The sequence below is a fragment of the Phyllobacterium pellucidum genome (genome assembly GCF_013327855.1).
GTDB lineage: Bacteria > Pseudomonadota > Alphaproteobacteria > Rhizobiales > Rhizobiaceae > Phyllobacterium > Phyllobacterium pellucidum.
Window position 1 is genome coordinate 430,515 of record NZ_JABUMX010000003.1, and the last position, 16,275, is coordinate 446,789.

14 protein-coding genes are annotated in these 16,275 nt (G+C 60.2%); 4 read left to right on the forward strand and 10 right to left on the reverse strand.

Features of this window, described 5'->3' with window-relative positions; genetic code table 11:
• Positions 1–106: 106 nt before the first annotated feature.
• The 7 genes from odhB to HQ945_RS15460 form a co-directional block, all read right to left on the reverse strand.
• Positions 107–1,405, reverse strand: coding sequence for a 2-oxoglutarate dehydrogenase complex dihydrolipoyllysine-residue succinyltransferase (odhB, locus tag HQ945_RS15430; protein ID WP_113279976.1), 1,299 nt, complete (start codon positions 1,403–1,405; stop codon positions 107–109).
• Between the two features lie 30 nt (positions 1,406–1,435).
• Positions 1,436–4,450, reverse strand: a complete 3,015-nt coding sequence (locus HQ945_RS15435; RefSeq protein ID WP_113279975.1) for a 2-oxoglutarate dehydrogenase E1 component — start codon at positions 4,448–4,450, stop codon at positions 1,436–1,438.
• Positions 4,451–4,615: 165 nt separating this feature from the next.
• Complete coding sequence (sucD, locus tag HQ945_RS15440; RefSeq protein WP_027230990.1) at positions 4,616–5,530, reverse strand: succinate--CoA ligase subunit alpha; 915 nt, start codon at positions 5,528–5,530, stop codon at positions 4,616–4,618.
• Positions 5,531–5,533: 3 nt separating this feature from the next.
• Positions 5,534–6,730, reverse strand: coding sequence for an ADP-forming succinate--CoA ligase subunit beta (gene sucC, locus HQ945_RS15445; RefSeq protein ID WP_113279974.1), 1,197 nt, complete (start codon positions 6,728–6,730; stop codon positions 5,534–5,536).
• Positions 6,731–6,794: 64 nt separating this feature from the next.
• A complete protein-coding gene (gene mdh, locus HQ945_RS15450; RefSeq protein ID WP_027230988.1) occupies positions 6,795–7,757 on the reverse strand; it encodes a malate dehydrogenase in 963 nt (320 codons plus the stop codon).
• A gap of 301 nt (positions 7,758–8,058) precedes the next feature.
• Positions 8,059–9,246: a cell division protein ZapE gene (gene zapE, locus HQ945_RS15455; RefSeq protein ID WP_113279973.1), complete on the reverse strand. Its 1,188-nt coding sequence runs from the start codon at positions 9,244–9,246 to the stop codon at positions 8,059–8,061.
• 51 nt (positions 9,247–9,297) lie between these two features.
• Positions 9,298–9,834, reverse strand: coding sequence for an AprI/Inh family metalloprotease inhibitor (locus HQ945_RS15460; protein ID WP_027230987.1), 537 nt, complete (start codon positions 9,832–9,834; stop codon positions 9,298–9,300).
• A gap of 391 nt (positions 9,835–10,225) precedes the next feature.
• Between HQ945_RS15460 and dapF the strand changes: the two genes are divergently transcribed.
• From dapF to HQ945_RS15480, 4 genes are read left to right on the forward strand one after another with little or no spacing between them, the layout of a single operon-like run.
• Positions 10,226–11,119 (forward strand): diaminopimelate epimerase, encoded by an 894-nt coding sequence (gene dapF / locus HQ945_RS15465; RefSeq protein WP_027230986.1) that lies wholly within the window; start codon positions 10,226–10,228, stop codon positions 11,117–11,119.
• The gene (gene mtaB / locus HQ945_RS15470; RefSeq protein ID WP_091920820.1) at positions 11,119–12,402 is read left to right on the forward strand and encodes a tRNA (N(6)-L-threonylcarbamoyladenosine(37)-C(2))-methylthiotransferase MtaB; all 1,284 of its coding nucleotides are present in this window, start codon (positions 11,119–11,121) and stop codon (positions 12,400–12,402) included. Before dapF ends, mtaB begins: the two co-directional genes overlap by 1 nt.
• A gap of 17 nt (positions 12,403–12,419) precedes the next feature.
• Positions 12,420–13,997, forward strand: coding sequence for a signal recognition particle-docking protein FtsY (gene ftsY / locus HQ945_RS15475; RefSeq protein WP_174208249.1), 1,578 nt, complete (start codon positions 12,420–12,422; stop codon positions 13,995–13,997).
• Positions 13,997–14,665 carry a septation protein A gene (locus HQ945_RS15480; protein WP_174208250.1) on the forward strand — a complete coding sequence of 223 codons (669 nt, stop codon included), beginning with the start codon at positions 13,997–13,999 and terminating at the stop codon, positions 14,663–14,665. The genes ftsY and HQ945_RS15480 overlap by 1 nt, the downstream gene beginning before the upstream one ends.
• Positions 14,666–14,715: 50 nt before the next feature.
• Here HQ945_RS15480 and HQ945_RS15485 read toward each other — a convergent pair whose 3' ends face one another.
• The 3 genes from HQ945_RS15485 to HQ945_RS15495 are packed head-to-tail and all read right to left on the reverse strand — an operon-like array spanning position 14,716 to position 16,249.
• Positions 14,716–15,318, reverse strand: coding sequence for a DsbE family thiol:disulfide interchange protein (locus HQ945_RS15485; protein WP_174208251.1), 603 nt, complete (start codon positions 15,316–15,318; stop codon positions 14,716–14,718).
• Positions 15,315–15,485, reverse strand: coding sequence for a heme exporter protein CcmD (gene ccmD / locus HQ945_RS15490; protein ID WP_174208252.1), 171 nt, complete (start codon positions 15,483–15,485; stop codon positions 15,315–15,317). Before ccmD ends, HQ945_RS15485 begins: the two co-directional genes overlap by 4 nt.
• Positions 15,482–16,249, reverse strand: coding sequence for a heme ABC transporter permease (locus tag HQ945_RS15495; protein WP_174208253.1), 768 nt, complete (start codon positions 16,247–16,249; stop codon positions 15,482–15,484). The genes ccmD and HQ945_RS15495 overlap by 4 nt, the downstream gene beginning before the upstream one ends.
• Positions 16,250–16,275: the final 26 nt, after the last annotated feature.

Genomic DNA, 16,275 nt, shown 5'->3' on the forward strand with positions numbered 1-16,275 from the left:
GAACACCAATCCAGTCGCGCGACTGAGTTCGTAAAGATAGTGCGACATGCTCATTCTCCGGCCGCAGGACCGCCCTGTGACGGTCCTGCTTGGTGGAATATTGGCACTAAAGGTCGAGTACGAGACGCTCCGGATCCTCGAGCGTATCCTTGACACGGACAAGGAACGTGACCGCCTCCTTGCCGTCGACGATGCGATGATCGTAGCTCAAGGCAAGATACATCATCGGACGGATAACGATCTGGCCGCCGACGACAACCGGACGCTCCTGAATTTTATGCATGCCGAGAATACCGGACTGCGGGGCATTGAGGATCGGCGAGGACATCAACGAACCATAGACGCCACCGTTCGAAATCGTGAAGGTGCCGCCCTGCATGTCCGCCATCGACAGCGCGCCATCGCGGGCGGCCTTGCCGAGGCGGCCGATTTCTTTTTCGATCTCGGCGATCGACATCTGGTCCGCGTTGCGCACAACCGGAACGACAAGGCCCTTGTCCGTGCCGACGGCCACGCCGACATGGGCAAAGTTCTTGTAGATGATGTCGTTGCCGTCGATCTCGGCGTTGACCGCCGGGATCTCTTTCAGCGCGTGGGTTACCGCCTTGGTGAAGAAGCCCATGAAGCCAAGCTTCACGCCATGCTTTTTCTCGAAGAGCTCCTTGTAGCGGTTGCGAAGTTCCATCACCGCCGACATGTCCACCTCGTTATAGGTGGTCAGCATGGCAGCGCTGTTCTGTGCATCCTTGAGGCGCTTGGCGATGGTCTGGCGCAGGCGGGTCATCTTCACCCGCTCTTCGCGCGAGGCATCGTCGGCCGGCGAAGCGGGGCGCGCAACGGCCTTTGGCGCTTCGGATGCCGGCTGCTGCGCCGGGACACCCTTGGCGACGATGTCGAGCACATCACCTTTCAGCACCTGGCCGCGCTTGCCCGAGCCCTCGACCTGCGAAACCGAAACGCCTTTTTCAGCGAGCAGCTTCGAGGCGGCCGGAGATGCCGGCATTTCGCTTGGACGGCGTTCGGCAATCGGCGGCTCCCCGGCAACTTCGGCGGTCTTGGCTGCGGCCTCTGCGGTGGAGGCGGCAGCACCTGCGCCGGATGCCTGGGCGACAGCCGCTGGCTTCGGCTCTTCCTTCTTGGCAGCCGGGGCGGCGGCAGTTGCGCCATCGGCAGCGCCGATCGTTCCCAGCAGCGCGCCGACTTCGACCGTTTCACCTTCCTTGGCGGCGATTTCGGCCAGCGCACCGGCAGCGGATGCCGGCACTTCGATCGTCACCTTGTCGGTCTCGAGTTCCACCAAAGGTTCGTCAACGGCAATCGCGTCGCCGACTTTCTTGAACCATTTGCCAATGGTTGCTTCGGTAACGGATTCGCCCAGCGTAGGGACGCGGATTTCGGTAGCCATATGTTCGCTCTTCCGTTGATCGTCAGTTACTTAGGAACCCAAAGCATCTTCAAGGAATGCTTCGAGCTGTGCAAGGTGTTTGGACATGAGGCCCGTTGCCGTCGATGCGGCGGCGGGACGGCCCGTATAGCGCACGCGCTGATGCTTGGCGTCGATATGTGCAAGGACCCATTCTAGATAGGGATCGATGAAAGCCCAGGCACCCATGTTCTTCGGTTCTTCCTGGCACCACACCATTTCCGCGTTGCGGAAGCGGGAAAGCTCGGTGATGAGGGCCTTGGCCGGGAACGGGTAGAGTTGTTCGACGCGCAAGAGGTAGACATCGTCGATACCACGCTTTTCGCGCTCTTCGTAAAGGTCGTAGTAGACCTTGCCCGAGCACAAAACGACGCGGCGGATCTTCGAGTCCTTCTGCAACTTGATCGGCTGATCCTTGAGAAGCTGCGCATCGTCCCAAAGCAGACGATGGAAAGAGGATTCGCCGGTGAAATCGCCGATCGAAGAGACCGCCCGCTTATGGCGGAGCAGCGACTTCGGCGTCATCAGGATCAGCGGCTTGCGGAAGTCGCGTTTCATCTGACGGCGCAGGATATGGAAATAGTTAGCCGGCGTCGTACAATTCGCAACCTGCATATTGTCTTCGGCGCAAAGCTGCAGATAGCGCTCGAGACGGGCAGACGAATGCTCCGGACCCTGGCCTTCATAGCCGTGCGGCAGCAGACAGACGAGGCCGGACATGCGCAGCCACTTGCGCTCGCCTGATGATATGAACTGGTCGAAGACGACCTGCGCGCCGTTGGCAAAGTCGCCGAACTGCGCTTCCCACAAGGTCAGCGCGCGTGGGTCCGACAGCGAGTAGCCGTATTCGAAACCGAGCACTGCCTCCTCGGAAAGCATCGAGTTGATGACTTCGTAAAGAGCCTGGCCCTTCTGCAGATTATTGAGCGGAATATAGCGTTGCTCGGTATCCTGATCGTAAAGCACCGAATGACGCTGGCTGAACGTGCCGCGCTCGACGTCCTGGCCGGAGAGACGCACCGGGTGCCCTTCCGTGACGAGGGACCCGAATGCCAAAGCTTCAGCCGTCGCCCAGTCGAAACCTTCGCCGGTTTCGATCATCTTGGCGCGGTTGTCCTGGAAGCGCTGGATCGTGCGGTGGACATTGAGCCCGGCCGGAACTTCCGCCAGCTTCTTGCCGATTTCCTTCAGCGTCTTGACCGGAATGCTGGTCTTGCCGCGCCGTTGTTCATCGGCATTGTCCGCCGTCCGCAAGCCGCTCCAGGCGCCATCGAGCCAATCTGCCTTGTTGGGCTTGTAGGCCTGGCCGGATTCGAACTCCTGCTCCAGCGTTTCGCGCCACGTAGCACGAATCTTCTCCAGGTCGGCCTCAGTGATCAGGCCTTCCTCGATGAGCTTTGCCGCATAGAGCTGCACAGTCGTTTTCTGGCTGCGGATCTTCTTATACATGATCGGCTGCGTGAACGCCGGTTCGTCACCTTCGTTGTGACCGAAACGGCGGTAGCAGAACATGTCGATCACCACCGGCTTATGGAAGGTCATGCGGTATTCAGTGGCGATCTTGGCAACGTAGACGACCGCCTCAGGATCATCGCCGTTGACGTGGAAGATCGGTGCCTCGATCATTTTCGCAACGTCCGACGGATAGGGCGACGAACGCGAAAAGCGCGGATTGGTGGTAAAGCCGATCTGGTTGTTGATGATGAAATGCACGGTACCGGCAACGCGGTGTCCGCGCAGACCGGAAAGGCCGAGACATTCCGCAACTACGCCCTGGCCAGCGAAGGCCGCATCGCCGTGGAGCAGCAGCGGCATCACCTTGGAGCGTTCGGAGAGGGGGACAACCTCATCGCGCTCGCGTCCGGCAAGGATATCCTGCTTGGCGCGCGCCTTGCCCATGACGACCGGATTGACGATCTCGAGATGCGACGGATTCGCCGTCAACGACAGGTGCACCTTGTTCCCGTCGAACTCACGGTCGGAGGAAGCGCCGAGGTGGTACTTCACATCGCCCGAACCTTCGACGTCGTCCGGTGTATAGGAGCCGCCCTTGAACTCGTGGAAAATCGCGCGGTGCGGCTTGCCCATGAACTGGCTGAGCACGTTGAGGCGACCGCGGTGGGCCATGCCGAGGACGATCTCCTTGAGACCCATCGAACCGCCGCGCTTGACGATCTGCTCCAGCGCCGGAATGAGCGCTTCGCCGCCGTCGAGACCGAAGCGCTTCGTGCCCTTGTACTTTACGTCGATGAACTGTTCGAAACCTTCCGCCTCGACGAGCTTGGAAAGGATGGCCTTCTTGCCTTCATTGGTGAAGGCAACGCCCTTGTCCGGGCCCTCGATGCGTTCCTGAATCCATGCCTTCTCGACAGGATCAGAAATGTGCATGAATTCGACGCCGATCGTCGAGCAATAGGTGCGCTTGAGGATATCGAGCATCTGCGGGATCGTCGCGTATTCGAGACCCAGCACATTGTCGATGAAGATCTTGCGGTCGTAGTCGGCAGGCGAGAAACCATAGCTCTCCGGCGAAAGCTCGTTGTAATCCTCCTTGACCTCGGCGAGGCCGAGCGGATCGAGCTTGGCGTGGAGATGGCCGCGCATGCGGTAGGCGCGGATCATCATGATGGCGCGCACGGAATCACGCGCGGCGTGGATGATGTCGCTGTCCGAGGCGGTCAGAACGGGAGCAGCAGCGCCATTGGTCGCCGTGCCGTTGGCGGACTTCGCCTTCAGCTTATCGGTGATGTGCTTTTCAACTTCGCCCCAATTGCCGTCGAGCGCCGAGACGAGTTCGCCATTGCTGGCGATAGGCCAATTCGGCTTTTCCCAGGACGCGCCCTTGGCGTTCTTGATGACGTCGTCCTTTGCATCGTCGAGATTGGCGAAAAATTCCTGCCACTCAGATCCGACCGATGCCGGATCCTTTTCGTACTGGGCATGCAGCTCCTCGATATAGTGCGCATTGCCGCCATAGAGGAACGAGGTAAGTGCGAAGATGTCGTTGGCCTGTTCTTGACGTGCCATATGTGTGACCGGAGTACCGACTCCGTCTCCCTTTGTGCGAGCTCGCCGGGCCTTCTGAGCCGGAAACGCTCTGGGTTGAGGCCAATCGGGCCCCGGGGATTGATCGGGGCGGAGCCCGCCCCAATCGATAGTTCTTCTTCGTCAGGCGTCTGGCGCCCGCCGGTGTCAGCCCTTGAGGACCTCGACCAGCGTCTTGCCAAGCTGCGCCGGTGAAGGCGAAACACGGATGCCCGCTGCCTCCATGGCAGCAATCTTGTCTTCCGCGCCGCCCTTGCCGCCGGAAATGACCGCGCCCGCATGACCCATCGTCCGGCCCGCAGGGGCCGTGCGGCCGGCAATGAAGCCGGCCATCGGCTTCTTACGGCCACGCTTGGCCTCGTCGGCGAGGAACTGCGCTGCATCTTCCTCAGCCGAGCCGCCGATTTCACCGATCATGATGATCGACTTCGTCGCTTCGTCAGCGAGGAACATTTCCAGGACATCGATGAACTCGGTACCCTTGACCGGATCGCCGCCGATTCCGACAGCGGTCGTCTGGCCGAGGCCCTCGTTCGTCGTTTGGAACACTGCTTCATAGGTAAGTGTCCCGGAGCGGGATACAACACCCACCGAGCCTTTCATGAAGATGTTGCCCGGCATGATCCCGATCTTGCATTCCTCAGGCGTGAGAACGCCCGGGCAGTTCGGGCCGATCAGACGCGATGTCGAACGATCGAGACGCGCCTTGACCCGCACCATGTCCATGACCGGGATGCCTTCGGTGATGCAGATGATCAAAGGAACTTCCGCATCGATGGCTTCGATGATGGCTTCGGCCGCGCCTGCAGGCGGCACATAGATCACAGAGGCATTGGCGCCGGTGCGGTCCCTGCCTTCGGCAACCGAAGCGAAAATCGGCAGCTGCGCGCTGGCGCCGGTTGGCAACTTGCCTTCCCAGGTCTCGCCGCCCTTTTTCGGATGGATGCCGCCGACCATCTGCGTGCCGTAATAGGCGAGCGCCTGTTCGGTGTGGAAAGTACCGGTCTTGCCGGTCAGGCCCTGAACGAGAACCTTGGTGTCTTTGTTGACAAGAATAGACATGCCTTAGTTTCCCTTCACCGCCTTGACGATTTTCTGCGCTGCATCGTCGAGGTCGTCGGCCGACGTAACGTTAAGGCCGCTCTCGTTGATGATCTTCTTGCCAAGCTCGGCATTGGTGCCTTCGAGGCGCACCACGAGAGGAACCTTGAGACCGACTTCCTTGACCGCCGCGATAACGCCCTCGGCAATGACATCGCACTTCATAATGCCGCCGAAGATGTTGATCAGGATGCCTTCCACGGCCGGATCGGCAGTGATGATCTTGAACGCCGCCGTTACCTTCTCCTTGCTCGCGCCGCCGCCGACGTCGAGGAAGTTCGCCGGCTCAGCACCATAGAGCTTGATGATGTCCATCGTCGCCATGGCGAGGCCGGCGCCGTTGACCATGCAGCCGATATTGCCGTCGAGGGCGACATAGGCGAGGTCGTATTTCGACGCCTCGATCTCCTTGTCGTCCTCTTCCGAGACATCACGCAGTTCGACAACGTCAGGGTGGCGGAAAAGCGCATTGCCGTCGAAGGAGACCTTGGCGTCGAGAACGCGCAGGCGGCCATCCTTCATGACAATGAGCGGATTGACTTCGAGCAGGCTCATGTCCTTCTCGGTGAATGCCTTGTAGAGCGCCGGGAACAGCGCCTCCCCATCCTTGCGCGCTTCGCCGGTGAGGCCATAAGCGTCGCTGATCTTGGCGATATCATCCGCGGTCACGCCCCTTTCAGGATCGATCGCGACGGTGATGATCTTTTCTGGCGTATCGTGGGCGACGGCCTCGATGTCCATGCCGCCCTCGGTCGAAACGACAAAGGATGGGCGGCCGACCGAGCGGTCGACGAGGATCGACAGATAAAGTTCACGCTCGATATCGGCGCCGTCCTCGATATAAAGGCGGTTGACCTGCCTGCCGCCGGGGCCGGTCTGCTTGGTAACCAGCGTGTTTCCGAGCATTTCTTTGGCATTGGCAACGACTTCCTCGACCGAGCGGGCCAGGCGAACGCCGCCCTTTGCGTCAGGGCCGAGTTCCTTGAACTTGCCCTTGCCGCGACCGCCCGCATGGATCTGGCTCTTGACCACATAAAGCGGGCCCGGCAGCGTCTTTGCCCATTCTTCCGCCTGTTCGACGGAATAGACGGCAACGCCGTTGGCGATCGGCGCACCAAAAGTGTGCAGCAGACGTTTCGCCTGATATTCGTGAATATTCATTTAGCTGTTTCCTCTCGAAAAATCCCCGCGCGGAGGATTGTTTCAGAATGGTCCGGGGCCGGATTTACTTGAGGTTCGGGGCGATGCCGATGCAGGCTTCGCAAAGACCTGCAACAGATGCGACGGAATTTTCGAAGGCCTTTTCCTCGGTCTTGTTGAGGTCGATCTCGATAACGCGTTCGACGCCGCCTGCACCGATGATGACTGGTACGCCGACATACATGTCCTTGACGCCGTACTGCCCGGAGAGGTGGGCGGCAACGGGCAGAACGCGCTTTTTGTCCTTGAGATAGGCTTCCGCCATCTGCACGGCCGATGCCGCGGGCGCATAATAGGCCGAGCCGGTCTTGAGGAGGCCGACGATCTCGGCGCCGCCATCACGCGTGCGCTGCACGATCTGGTCGAGCTTTTCCTGGCTCGTCCAGCCCATCTTGACCAGGTCCGGCAGGGGAATGCCCGCAACCGTGGAATAGCGCGTCAGCGGAACCATTGAGTCGCCGTGGCCGCCGAGAACGAACGCAGTGACGTCTTCTACCGAAACCTTGAATTCTTCAGCCAGGAAATAGCGGAAACGCGCGCTGTCGAGAACGCCGGCCATGCCGACGACCATGTTTTTCGGCAGGCCCGAAAACTTCTGCAGCGCCCAGACCATCGCGTCCAGCGGATTGGTGATGCAGATGACGAAAGCGCCGGGCGCATATTTCTTGATGCCGGCGCCGACCTGTTCCATGACCTTGAGGTTGATGCCGAGAAGATCGTCGCGGCTCATGCCCGGCTTGCGCGGCACGCCGGCCGTAACGATGACCACGTCAGCGCCTTCGATGGCGGAATAGTCATTGGCGCCGGCAAGCTTGGCGTCGAAATCATCCACTGGCGAAGACTGGGCAATGTCGAGTGCCTTGCCCTGGGGCATGCCCTCGGCGATGTCGAAGAGCACGATGTCGCCGAGCTCCTTGAGCCCGATCAGATGTGCAAGCGTTCCACCGATCATGCCTGAACCGATGAGGGCGATTTTGTTACGTGCCATGCTGGTTGCTTCCTTGATCTGAAGTCTTGACGGACGCCTAAGAACACATTTGGATAGTCAAGCCGCCAGACGGCAAACCTATGACAACATGCCCTTGCGTTGGGACGTTCGAATATTCCTCTTTGAAAAATAACTCAACCGAAAATTTTCACCCCAATGAATTCAATCGTTTAGATTTAACGGGATTTACGTAAACGTCAATTGGTTCTTAGTTTTTCGAGCGCATTCAAGCCTGTTTCTATCACGCAGAACTTGTCAGATTGATGAAATAACCGGGAGTTTTCAGGCTTCCCCTGGCTCCCTAAACGCCCGCCGATTTCGGCTCCGCACGCGAATGTGTTGTGCCGGTTGCAGCAATATAGTCTTCGCTCTGCATTTCGAAGAGCCGCGATGCCGTGCGGTCGAATTCGAATGCCTCGGTGCCGGTTTTGGCGTGGTAGAGTTGGTCGGGGGTAGCAGCAGCCGACATCACCAAGTGAACCTGGTTGTCGTAGAGAACATCGATGAGGATGATGAAGCGCTTCGCTTCGTTGCGACGAGGGTAGTCGAGGACGGGCACGTCGTCGATGAAGACTGTACGGTAGCGCTGGACAATCGCCATGTAGTCGGCCGCACCGAGCGGTTTCGAACATAGGTCTGCGAAGCTGAAGCGGGCTGTGCCGCGCGTCGCTTGCGGGATCGAAACCGTGTGCCCCTTCACTTTCAAACTATCCGGCGAGACAACCGCTCCGTCTGTCGCCGCATGCCAGGCCGCGTCCATCTGCCGTTTTGTTTCGCCGCCGAGCGGCGAAAGATAGACCGGCAGATGATTGAGCTTTTCCAGGCGGTAGTCGGTGCGCGCGTCGAGACTGACGACATCGACATGTGTCTTGAGAAGCTCCACGAACGGCAGGAACAATTGCCTGTTGAGACCGTCGCGATAAAGATCGTCGGGCGCCACATTCGATGTTGCGACCAGAACCACACCCCGTTCGAACAAGGCACGGAAAAGCCGCGACAGGATCATGGCGTCTGCAATGTCGGTCACCGTGAATTCATCGAAGCACAGAACCCAGGCCTGCTCGGCCAAGGCCTCGGCAACGGGTGGAATCGGATCCTCCTGCTTGGTATCCCCGTTCTTCAGCGCCTGCCGGTGCGCATTGATGCGCTCGTGCACATCCGCCATGAAATCGAGAAAATGCGCACGTCGCTTGCGCTTTGCCGGAACAAGCTGGTGGAACATGTCCATCAGCATCGTCTTGCCGCGACCCACCTCGCCATGGATATAAAGGCCCTTGATAAAATCCCGCCGCGGCGCCTTTCGGCCGAAAAGCCAGCCGAGGGCGCTCGACTTCGTCGCCAGTCGCGTCGTGGCCAATTCATGGATCAGCCGGTCGAAGCGATCCGCCAGGCGTTGCTGCGCCGGATCAGCCTCGATGTCGCCGGCAGCCACGAGCGCATCATAGCGCTCGCGGACCGAAGGAAAGACTTTCAGATTGTCGTGCGACATGCGCGGTGCAGTCTCCGCGGGCGCCGGCGGATGCCAGCGCGCCGTGCTTCGTTATCGCGACAGACGCAGCGACTGTCCGCCGGATGTCTGGCCGTCGAAGCTCGACTGGCCCGTAGAATAGAGCTTGGCGACCGTGCCACCCGCCGCATCAAACAGCGTCAGCTGCTTGCCGCTCACTGCCCACGACGAGAGGTTGGCGAGTTCGCCCGGGCAACGCAACGGACCGGCGCGGTAACCCTGGCCGAACTTGGTCTGCGGTGTCGCGATCTTGCAGCTCTGGCCGCCCATCGAAGCATTCCACACACCGGCGACGCTGCCGGCGGTCAAATCCGGCGCATTTTCCGGCGGGATTGCGGCAACCTGGGTGTTTGGTTGGGTACCGGTCCCCGGGGTGCCCGTGGTCGGAGCGGTCGGAAATTGATTTGCGCCACCGGGCGGCGGCAACTGGCTCGAACTCACGCTACCGGACGGTGCCGGCTGAAGCGGGGCGGGACCCGAAGACACGGGGTCAAGCCGCGAACTCTGGCATCCTGCCAGTACCATGCCTACAGCGGCAACGGTCAGCAAATTGACTTTCAAAGACCCCATAACCTCAGCTCTCCATCTGCGCATTCGAACTCCGGAATGCGATTCCATTTGGCAAATATTAACCGCGATACAAAGGTGAACTCGGCGAAATTTCAACCCGCGCATCGAAAAAATAGCCACATTCAAAGCCCAATCGGCGGCAAGAATTCGCGAAAGTAGCCGGAAATGACAATATCGCCACACCTTGCACGTGCTGACGTCCGCATACGTATATTGGCGCCATTAACCAATTCAACCATTTCAAGGTGAATAAAGTCTTATATCGAAACGCTTTGCCCGACGCCTCCGTCCGCGACACCATTGATTACTGGCGGCACTGGCAATTTTCCACCAATTCCGCCATATAGGCCCCATATGAATGGGAAGTGACGTCAACGGGCAAGCAACAGGCATGGCAGGACAGGTGCAATTTGCGAAGATGAACGGCCTTGGCAACGAAATCATCGTTGCTGACATGCGCGGCCGTGCCGATCGCATTGCCCCCCACGCAGCCATTGCACTCGACCATGATCCGGCGACGAAGTTCGATCAGATCATGGCAATCCACGACCCGCGAACCGTCGGAACCGAAGCCTATATCGAGATCATCAATTCGGATGGCAGCCAGGCGCAGGCATGCGGCAACGGTATGCGTTGCGTCGTGCAGGCACTCAGCGCCGAAACGGACAAGCGCGCCTTCACATTCGAGACGATCGCCGGAATCCTCACGGCGCAGGAACATGCCGACGGCCAGATTTCCGTCGACATGGGTATTCCGCGCTTCGACTGGCGCGACATTCCGCTCGCCGAACCCTTCCACGATACGCGCCGGATCGAGCTTCAGATCGGGCCGATCGATGCGCCAGTCCTGCACTCGCCCTCCGTCGCGAGCATGGGCAATCCGCATGCCATCTTCTGGGTCGATCAGGATGTCTGGACCTACGACCTCGAACGCTTCGGACCGCTTCTCGAGAATCATCCCATCTTTCCCGAGCGCGCCAATATCTCCATCGCTCATGTGACCAGCCGCAATGCCCTGACGTTGCGCACGTGGGAACGTGGCGCCGGCCTTACGCGCGCCTGCGGTTCGGCCGCCTGCGCCGCTGCCGCTTCCGCTGCGCGTACCGGACGCACCGACCGTACCGTGACCGTTACCGTGCCCGGCGGCCCGTTGCTGATCGAATGGCTCGACAACGACCATGTCATCATGACCGGACCGGCCGAGTGGGAATTTGCCGGCAGCCTCGACCCGCAAACCGGCGCTTGGCAGCGCGAAGAAGCGGCATCGTCGCAGGGAGCCGCCTGATGGGCGTCGACGTCGTCACGTTCGGCTGCCGTCTCAATACCTATGAGTCGGAAGTGATGAAGCGCGAGGCCGATGCAGCCGGTCTCGGCACGCTGGAAAATGGCGCCATCATTTTCAACACCTGTGCCGTAACCAGCGAGGCGGTACGCCAGGCCCGGCAGGCGATCCGCAAGGCCCGGCGTGACAATCCCGCAGCACGGATCATCGTCACGGGCTGCGCCGCGCAGACGGAAGCCGAAGCATTCGCCGAAATGGACGAGGTCGACCTCGTGCTCGGCAACGAGGAAAAGCTCAAGTCGAACTCCTACCGCATGCTGCCTGATTTTGGCGTCAACCAGTTCGAGAAGGTTCGGGTCAACGACATCATGGAGGTGCGCGAAACCGCATCGCACATGGTCGACGCCATCGAGGGCCGCGCCCGCGCCTTCGTGCAGGTCCAGAACGGCTGTGACCACCGCTGCACCTTCTGTATCATTCCCTATGGGCGTGGCAACTCACGCTCCGTCCCGATGGGCGGTGTGGTCGAACAGGTGAAGCGACTGGTCGGCAATGGCTACGCCGAAGTGGTCCTCACCGGCGTCGACATGACAAGCTACGGGCCCGACCTGCCGGGAAACCTGCGCCTTGGCAAATTGGTCAAGACGGTACTGAAATCGGTTCCGGACTTAAAGCGGCTGCGTCTTTCCTCGATTGACTCCATCGAGGCCGACGACGATCTGATGGAAGCGCTCGCGACGGAGCCGCGGCTGATGCCGCATTTGCATCTCTCGCTCCAGTCCGGCGACAACATGATCCTGAAACGCATGAAGCGCCGGCATGCGCGGGAGAATTCGATCGCATTCTGCGCCGAAGTCCGGACGATCCGTCCCGACATCGTGTTCGGCGCCGATATCATCGCCGGTTTTCCCACCGAAACGGATGAGATGTTTGAAAACTCCATCCGCATTGTTGAAGAATGCGGCCTGACAAACCTGCATGTCTTCCCGTTCAGTCCCCGCAAGGGAACGCCCGCGGCCCGTATGCCGCAGATCGAACGCAGCATCGTCAAGCAACGGGCAGCACGGCTGCGCGCGGCGGGCGATGCGGCATACAACAGGCATCTCGACGGGCTCATCGGCACCACGCAGAAGGTTCTCGTTGAACGCGACGGCATGGGACGCACCGAGGGCTTCACGCTCGTCGGCATCGACGGCGGCGTTGCGGGCCAAATAATCGAGCGGACGATCGGCGGGCACGACGGTAACAAGCTGCTGGCAACCGGTCGCGACCGGCGCGCAGCATAACAGGCAAAGCAGCATTCATGGCTCTGGGGTTCATCAAGAAGATTTTCTCCTTCGGTAAGAAGGAGGTCGAAGAGGTTTCCGCAGAAGAACCGCAGGTTGCAGCGGAGGCTCAGGAAAGCCTCGCCGCGCCTGCTGATGACACCGTGGCGTCCGCGCCGTCGGTCGAGGAAGCTGTGGAAGAGGCGGCAGTTCTGCCAGCCGAAGCGCTCGGCGCCATTGAGGTTGAGTCGCCGGTTGCGGACGAGCCCGCGACGAAGCCGGAAACTGTAGCGGAATCCGAACCCGAAATTCTGCCAGAAATTGCCCCAGTCGTGGTCGAGCAGGTCGAAGCCGCAGCGGAAGCGAGCGGGCGGGCCGAACCCGAACATATACCAGCCTTCGAACCACACGCAGTCCCGGTCGAATCCGCGCCCGTTCCCGAGGAACCTGAACCCGAGCCGGAAGCTGCCGACGAACCGTCAGGGATCGCGATCGACATGATCCCTGGCCCGATGGATGACGCGGATATCGGGCCGGTCGAAATTCCGGCCCCGGAAGCGCCAACGGCGGATATCGAGCCCGCGGGAGCCGTCGATACACCGGCACCTGTCGCCAAGCCGTCCACCAACAAAGTGACAGTGACCAGGTTCGTAGAGGACAAGAAGCCGGATGAGCCCTTGCCCGCTGAGCCGGCCAGGCGACTCTCCTGGTTCGAGCGCTTGCGCAAGGGCTTGTCGCGCTCGTCGCAGCAGCTCGGCGATTCGATTGGCGGGATCTTCACCAAGCGCAAGCTCGATGAAGATACGCTGCAGGATCTTGAGGATGTCCTCATCCAGGCCGATCTCGGCATGGAAACCGCCATTCGCGTTACCGACGCATTGAGTGCAACGCGCTATGGCAAGGATATCAGCACCGATGAAGTGCGCACCATCATGGCGACCGAGATCGAGAAGGTTTTGGGACCCGTCGCCAAGCCGCTTGAACTCGACCTATCCCACAAGCCGCATGTGATCCTCGTGGTCGGCGTCAACGGCACCGGCAAGACGACGACCATCGGCAAGCTTGCCGCCAAGCTGACGGCCGGCGGCCTCAACGTCATGCTTGCGGCCGGAGATACTTTCCGCGCCGCCGCAATCGAACAGCTGCACATCTGGGGCAAGCGCACCGGCGCGCCGGTCGTATCGTCCAAGCTCGGCGCGGATGCCGCGGGCCTTGCCTTCGATGCCTGGAAACAAGCCAAGGAAGCCGGCAGCGACGTCCTGATCATCGATACCGCAGGCCGGCTGCAGAACCGCGCGGAACTGATGGAAGAACTCGCGAAGATCGTTCGCGTGCTCGGCAAGCACGATCCCGATGCCCCGCATACGGTGTTGCAGACGCTCGACGCCACCACCGGGCAGAACGCCCTCAACCAGGTCGAAATCTTCAAGAACATCGCCGGCGTGAACGGCCTTGTCATGACCAAGCTTGACGGCACCGCGCGCGGTGGCATTCTTGTGGCCATATCGGCCAAGCACAAACTGCCTGTCTATTTCATCGGCGTCGGCGAACAGGTCGATGACCTCGAACCCTTCGCCGCCAAAGATTTCGCCAAAGCCATCGCGGGAGTCGCATAATGGACCAATCAGTATTCGAACGCGACCCGTCGGATCCGGCACACAAGGACGTCAATCCATTCCTCAAGCTGGCGCTTGAACTCGGCCCGCTCATGGTCTTCTTCTTCGCCAATTCGCGTGGGGAATGGCTGGTCGAACACCTTCCTTTCCTCGCCAATATTGGCGGTCCGATCTTCATCGCGACCGCCTTGTTCATGGTGGCGACGGCGGTGGCGCTCGGCGCCTCCTGGCTCCTTTTGCGTACCCTGCCGATCATGCCGCTCGTATCCGGCATCGTTGTGTTCGTCTTTGGCGCGCTGACTTTGTGGCTTCACAATGAAACCTTCATCAAGATCAAGCCGACGATCATAAACACGCTGTTCGGCCTCATCCTGCTTGGTGGTCTCTTCTTCGGCAAATCGCTGCTCGGCTACGTCTTCGACAGCGCCTTCCGGCTGAACGCCGAAGGCTGGCGCAAGCTTACGCTGCGTTGGGGCATCTTCTTCCTGTTCCTGGCAGTCCTGAATGAAGTGATCTGGCGCAGTTTCTCGACGGACTTCTGGGTCGCCTTCAAGGTGTGGGGCACGATGCCGCTCACCCTCATCTTCACCTTTGCCCAGATGCCGCTGGTCATGAAGTATTCCCTCGACCAGCCGGCTGCCGAAAAGGCAGGCAATAAGGGCAAGTAGCTCCGCCTCACTCCAGCGGAAGACGGAATGATTTAAGCTGCCCTCGACGATTATTGATTTGCTTTGAGCGCCGCCTCAATGGCCGGCATGAGTTCGTCGCGGATCGACGTCTCGCTGAGCGGTCCGACATGCTTAAAGGCGACGTTCCCGTCGCGACCAATCAGGAAGGTTTCGGGAACGCCATAAACACCCCATTCGATCGCGGCGCGTCCGCTGTCATCCGCACCGACCACGGCATATGGGTTGCCAAGCTCACGAAGAAAGCCCAGCGCATTCTCGGTCTTGTCCTTGTAGTTGAGGCCGGCAAGCTGAAACCGCTTGTCCTCACCCAATTTCATGAGCAGCGGATGTTCCATTCGGCACGGCACACACCAGGAACCAAAGACATTGAGCAGGGTCACCTGGCCCTTGAAGGTTGCCGGATCTAGACCGCCGACCGGCTGTCCGTTCCGGGCCAATCCCGAGATTGCCGGCAGCGATAACGCCGGCGCAGGCTTACCGATCAGCGCGGAAGGGATGACCGATTCATCGCGCCCAGATGCGAGCTGAAAAGCAAAGATCGCGGCAAGGCCGATGAAGATGATCAGTGGCAGGAATACGAAAAACGAGTTGCGTTTGGCCCGCGGCGGCTGAAGTCCTTCCTGCTGGCTCAAGGCTGCGCACCCTTCCCCTCGGAGCGACGACGCACGCCCCGCGACTCCAGTTGACGCAGTGCCCGGTTTTGCAGGCGTTGGTCGATGAAGACCCACCCGATCAATCCGGCGAGCGCAATAAATGATACGCCATAGGCGGCTATGACAAACCCCGCGTGGCTGCTCATTGCACCGGCCCCCGGTCGGCATTGCGGGCCGCGACACGGCGCATGGCGACAACCCGGCGACGCCAGATTTCGTTGCGCATCGCCATCAGGTGCAGGGTGAAAAATAGGAGCGTGAATCCGATGGCCATGACGAGCAGCGGCCGCAGCAGCGAACCGTCAATAGTTGAACCGCCCATGCGAAAAACCGATGCCGGTTGATGCAGCGTATTCCACCAATCGACGGAAAACTTGATGATCGGAATGTTGATGAAACCGACAAGCGTCAGGATTGCCGTCGCCCTTGCAGATTTCGCCGGATCATCCATGGCGCGGGTGAGCGCGATGATGCCGAGATACATGAGGAACAGCACGAAGACCGAGGTCAGCCGCGCATCCCACACCCACCATGTGCCCCACATGGGTTTGCCCCAAAGCGAGCCGGTGATAAGCGCAAGAGCCGTGAAGACTGCGCCGATGGGCGCCGCGGCCTTTGCGGAAACGTCGGCGAGCGGGTGACGCCAGACCAGCGTGCCAAGCGCAGCAATGGTCATGATCGTATAGCACATCATCGAAAGCCAGGCGAAAGGCACGTGGATGAACATGATCTTGACCGTCGCGCCCTGCTGGTAATCGTCCGGCGCCTGCATCGACATCCACAGCCCGCCCGCCAGAACGATCAGCGTCAGCCCGGCAAGCCATGGCAGGATCACCCCGGCAAAGCTCATGAACCGCGTGGGGTTTGCCCAGTCGATCCAGCGTCCGGTCTTTGAAACAGTCTCACTCATGCTCGTTTCTTAGCTTTCCGGTGCCC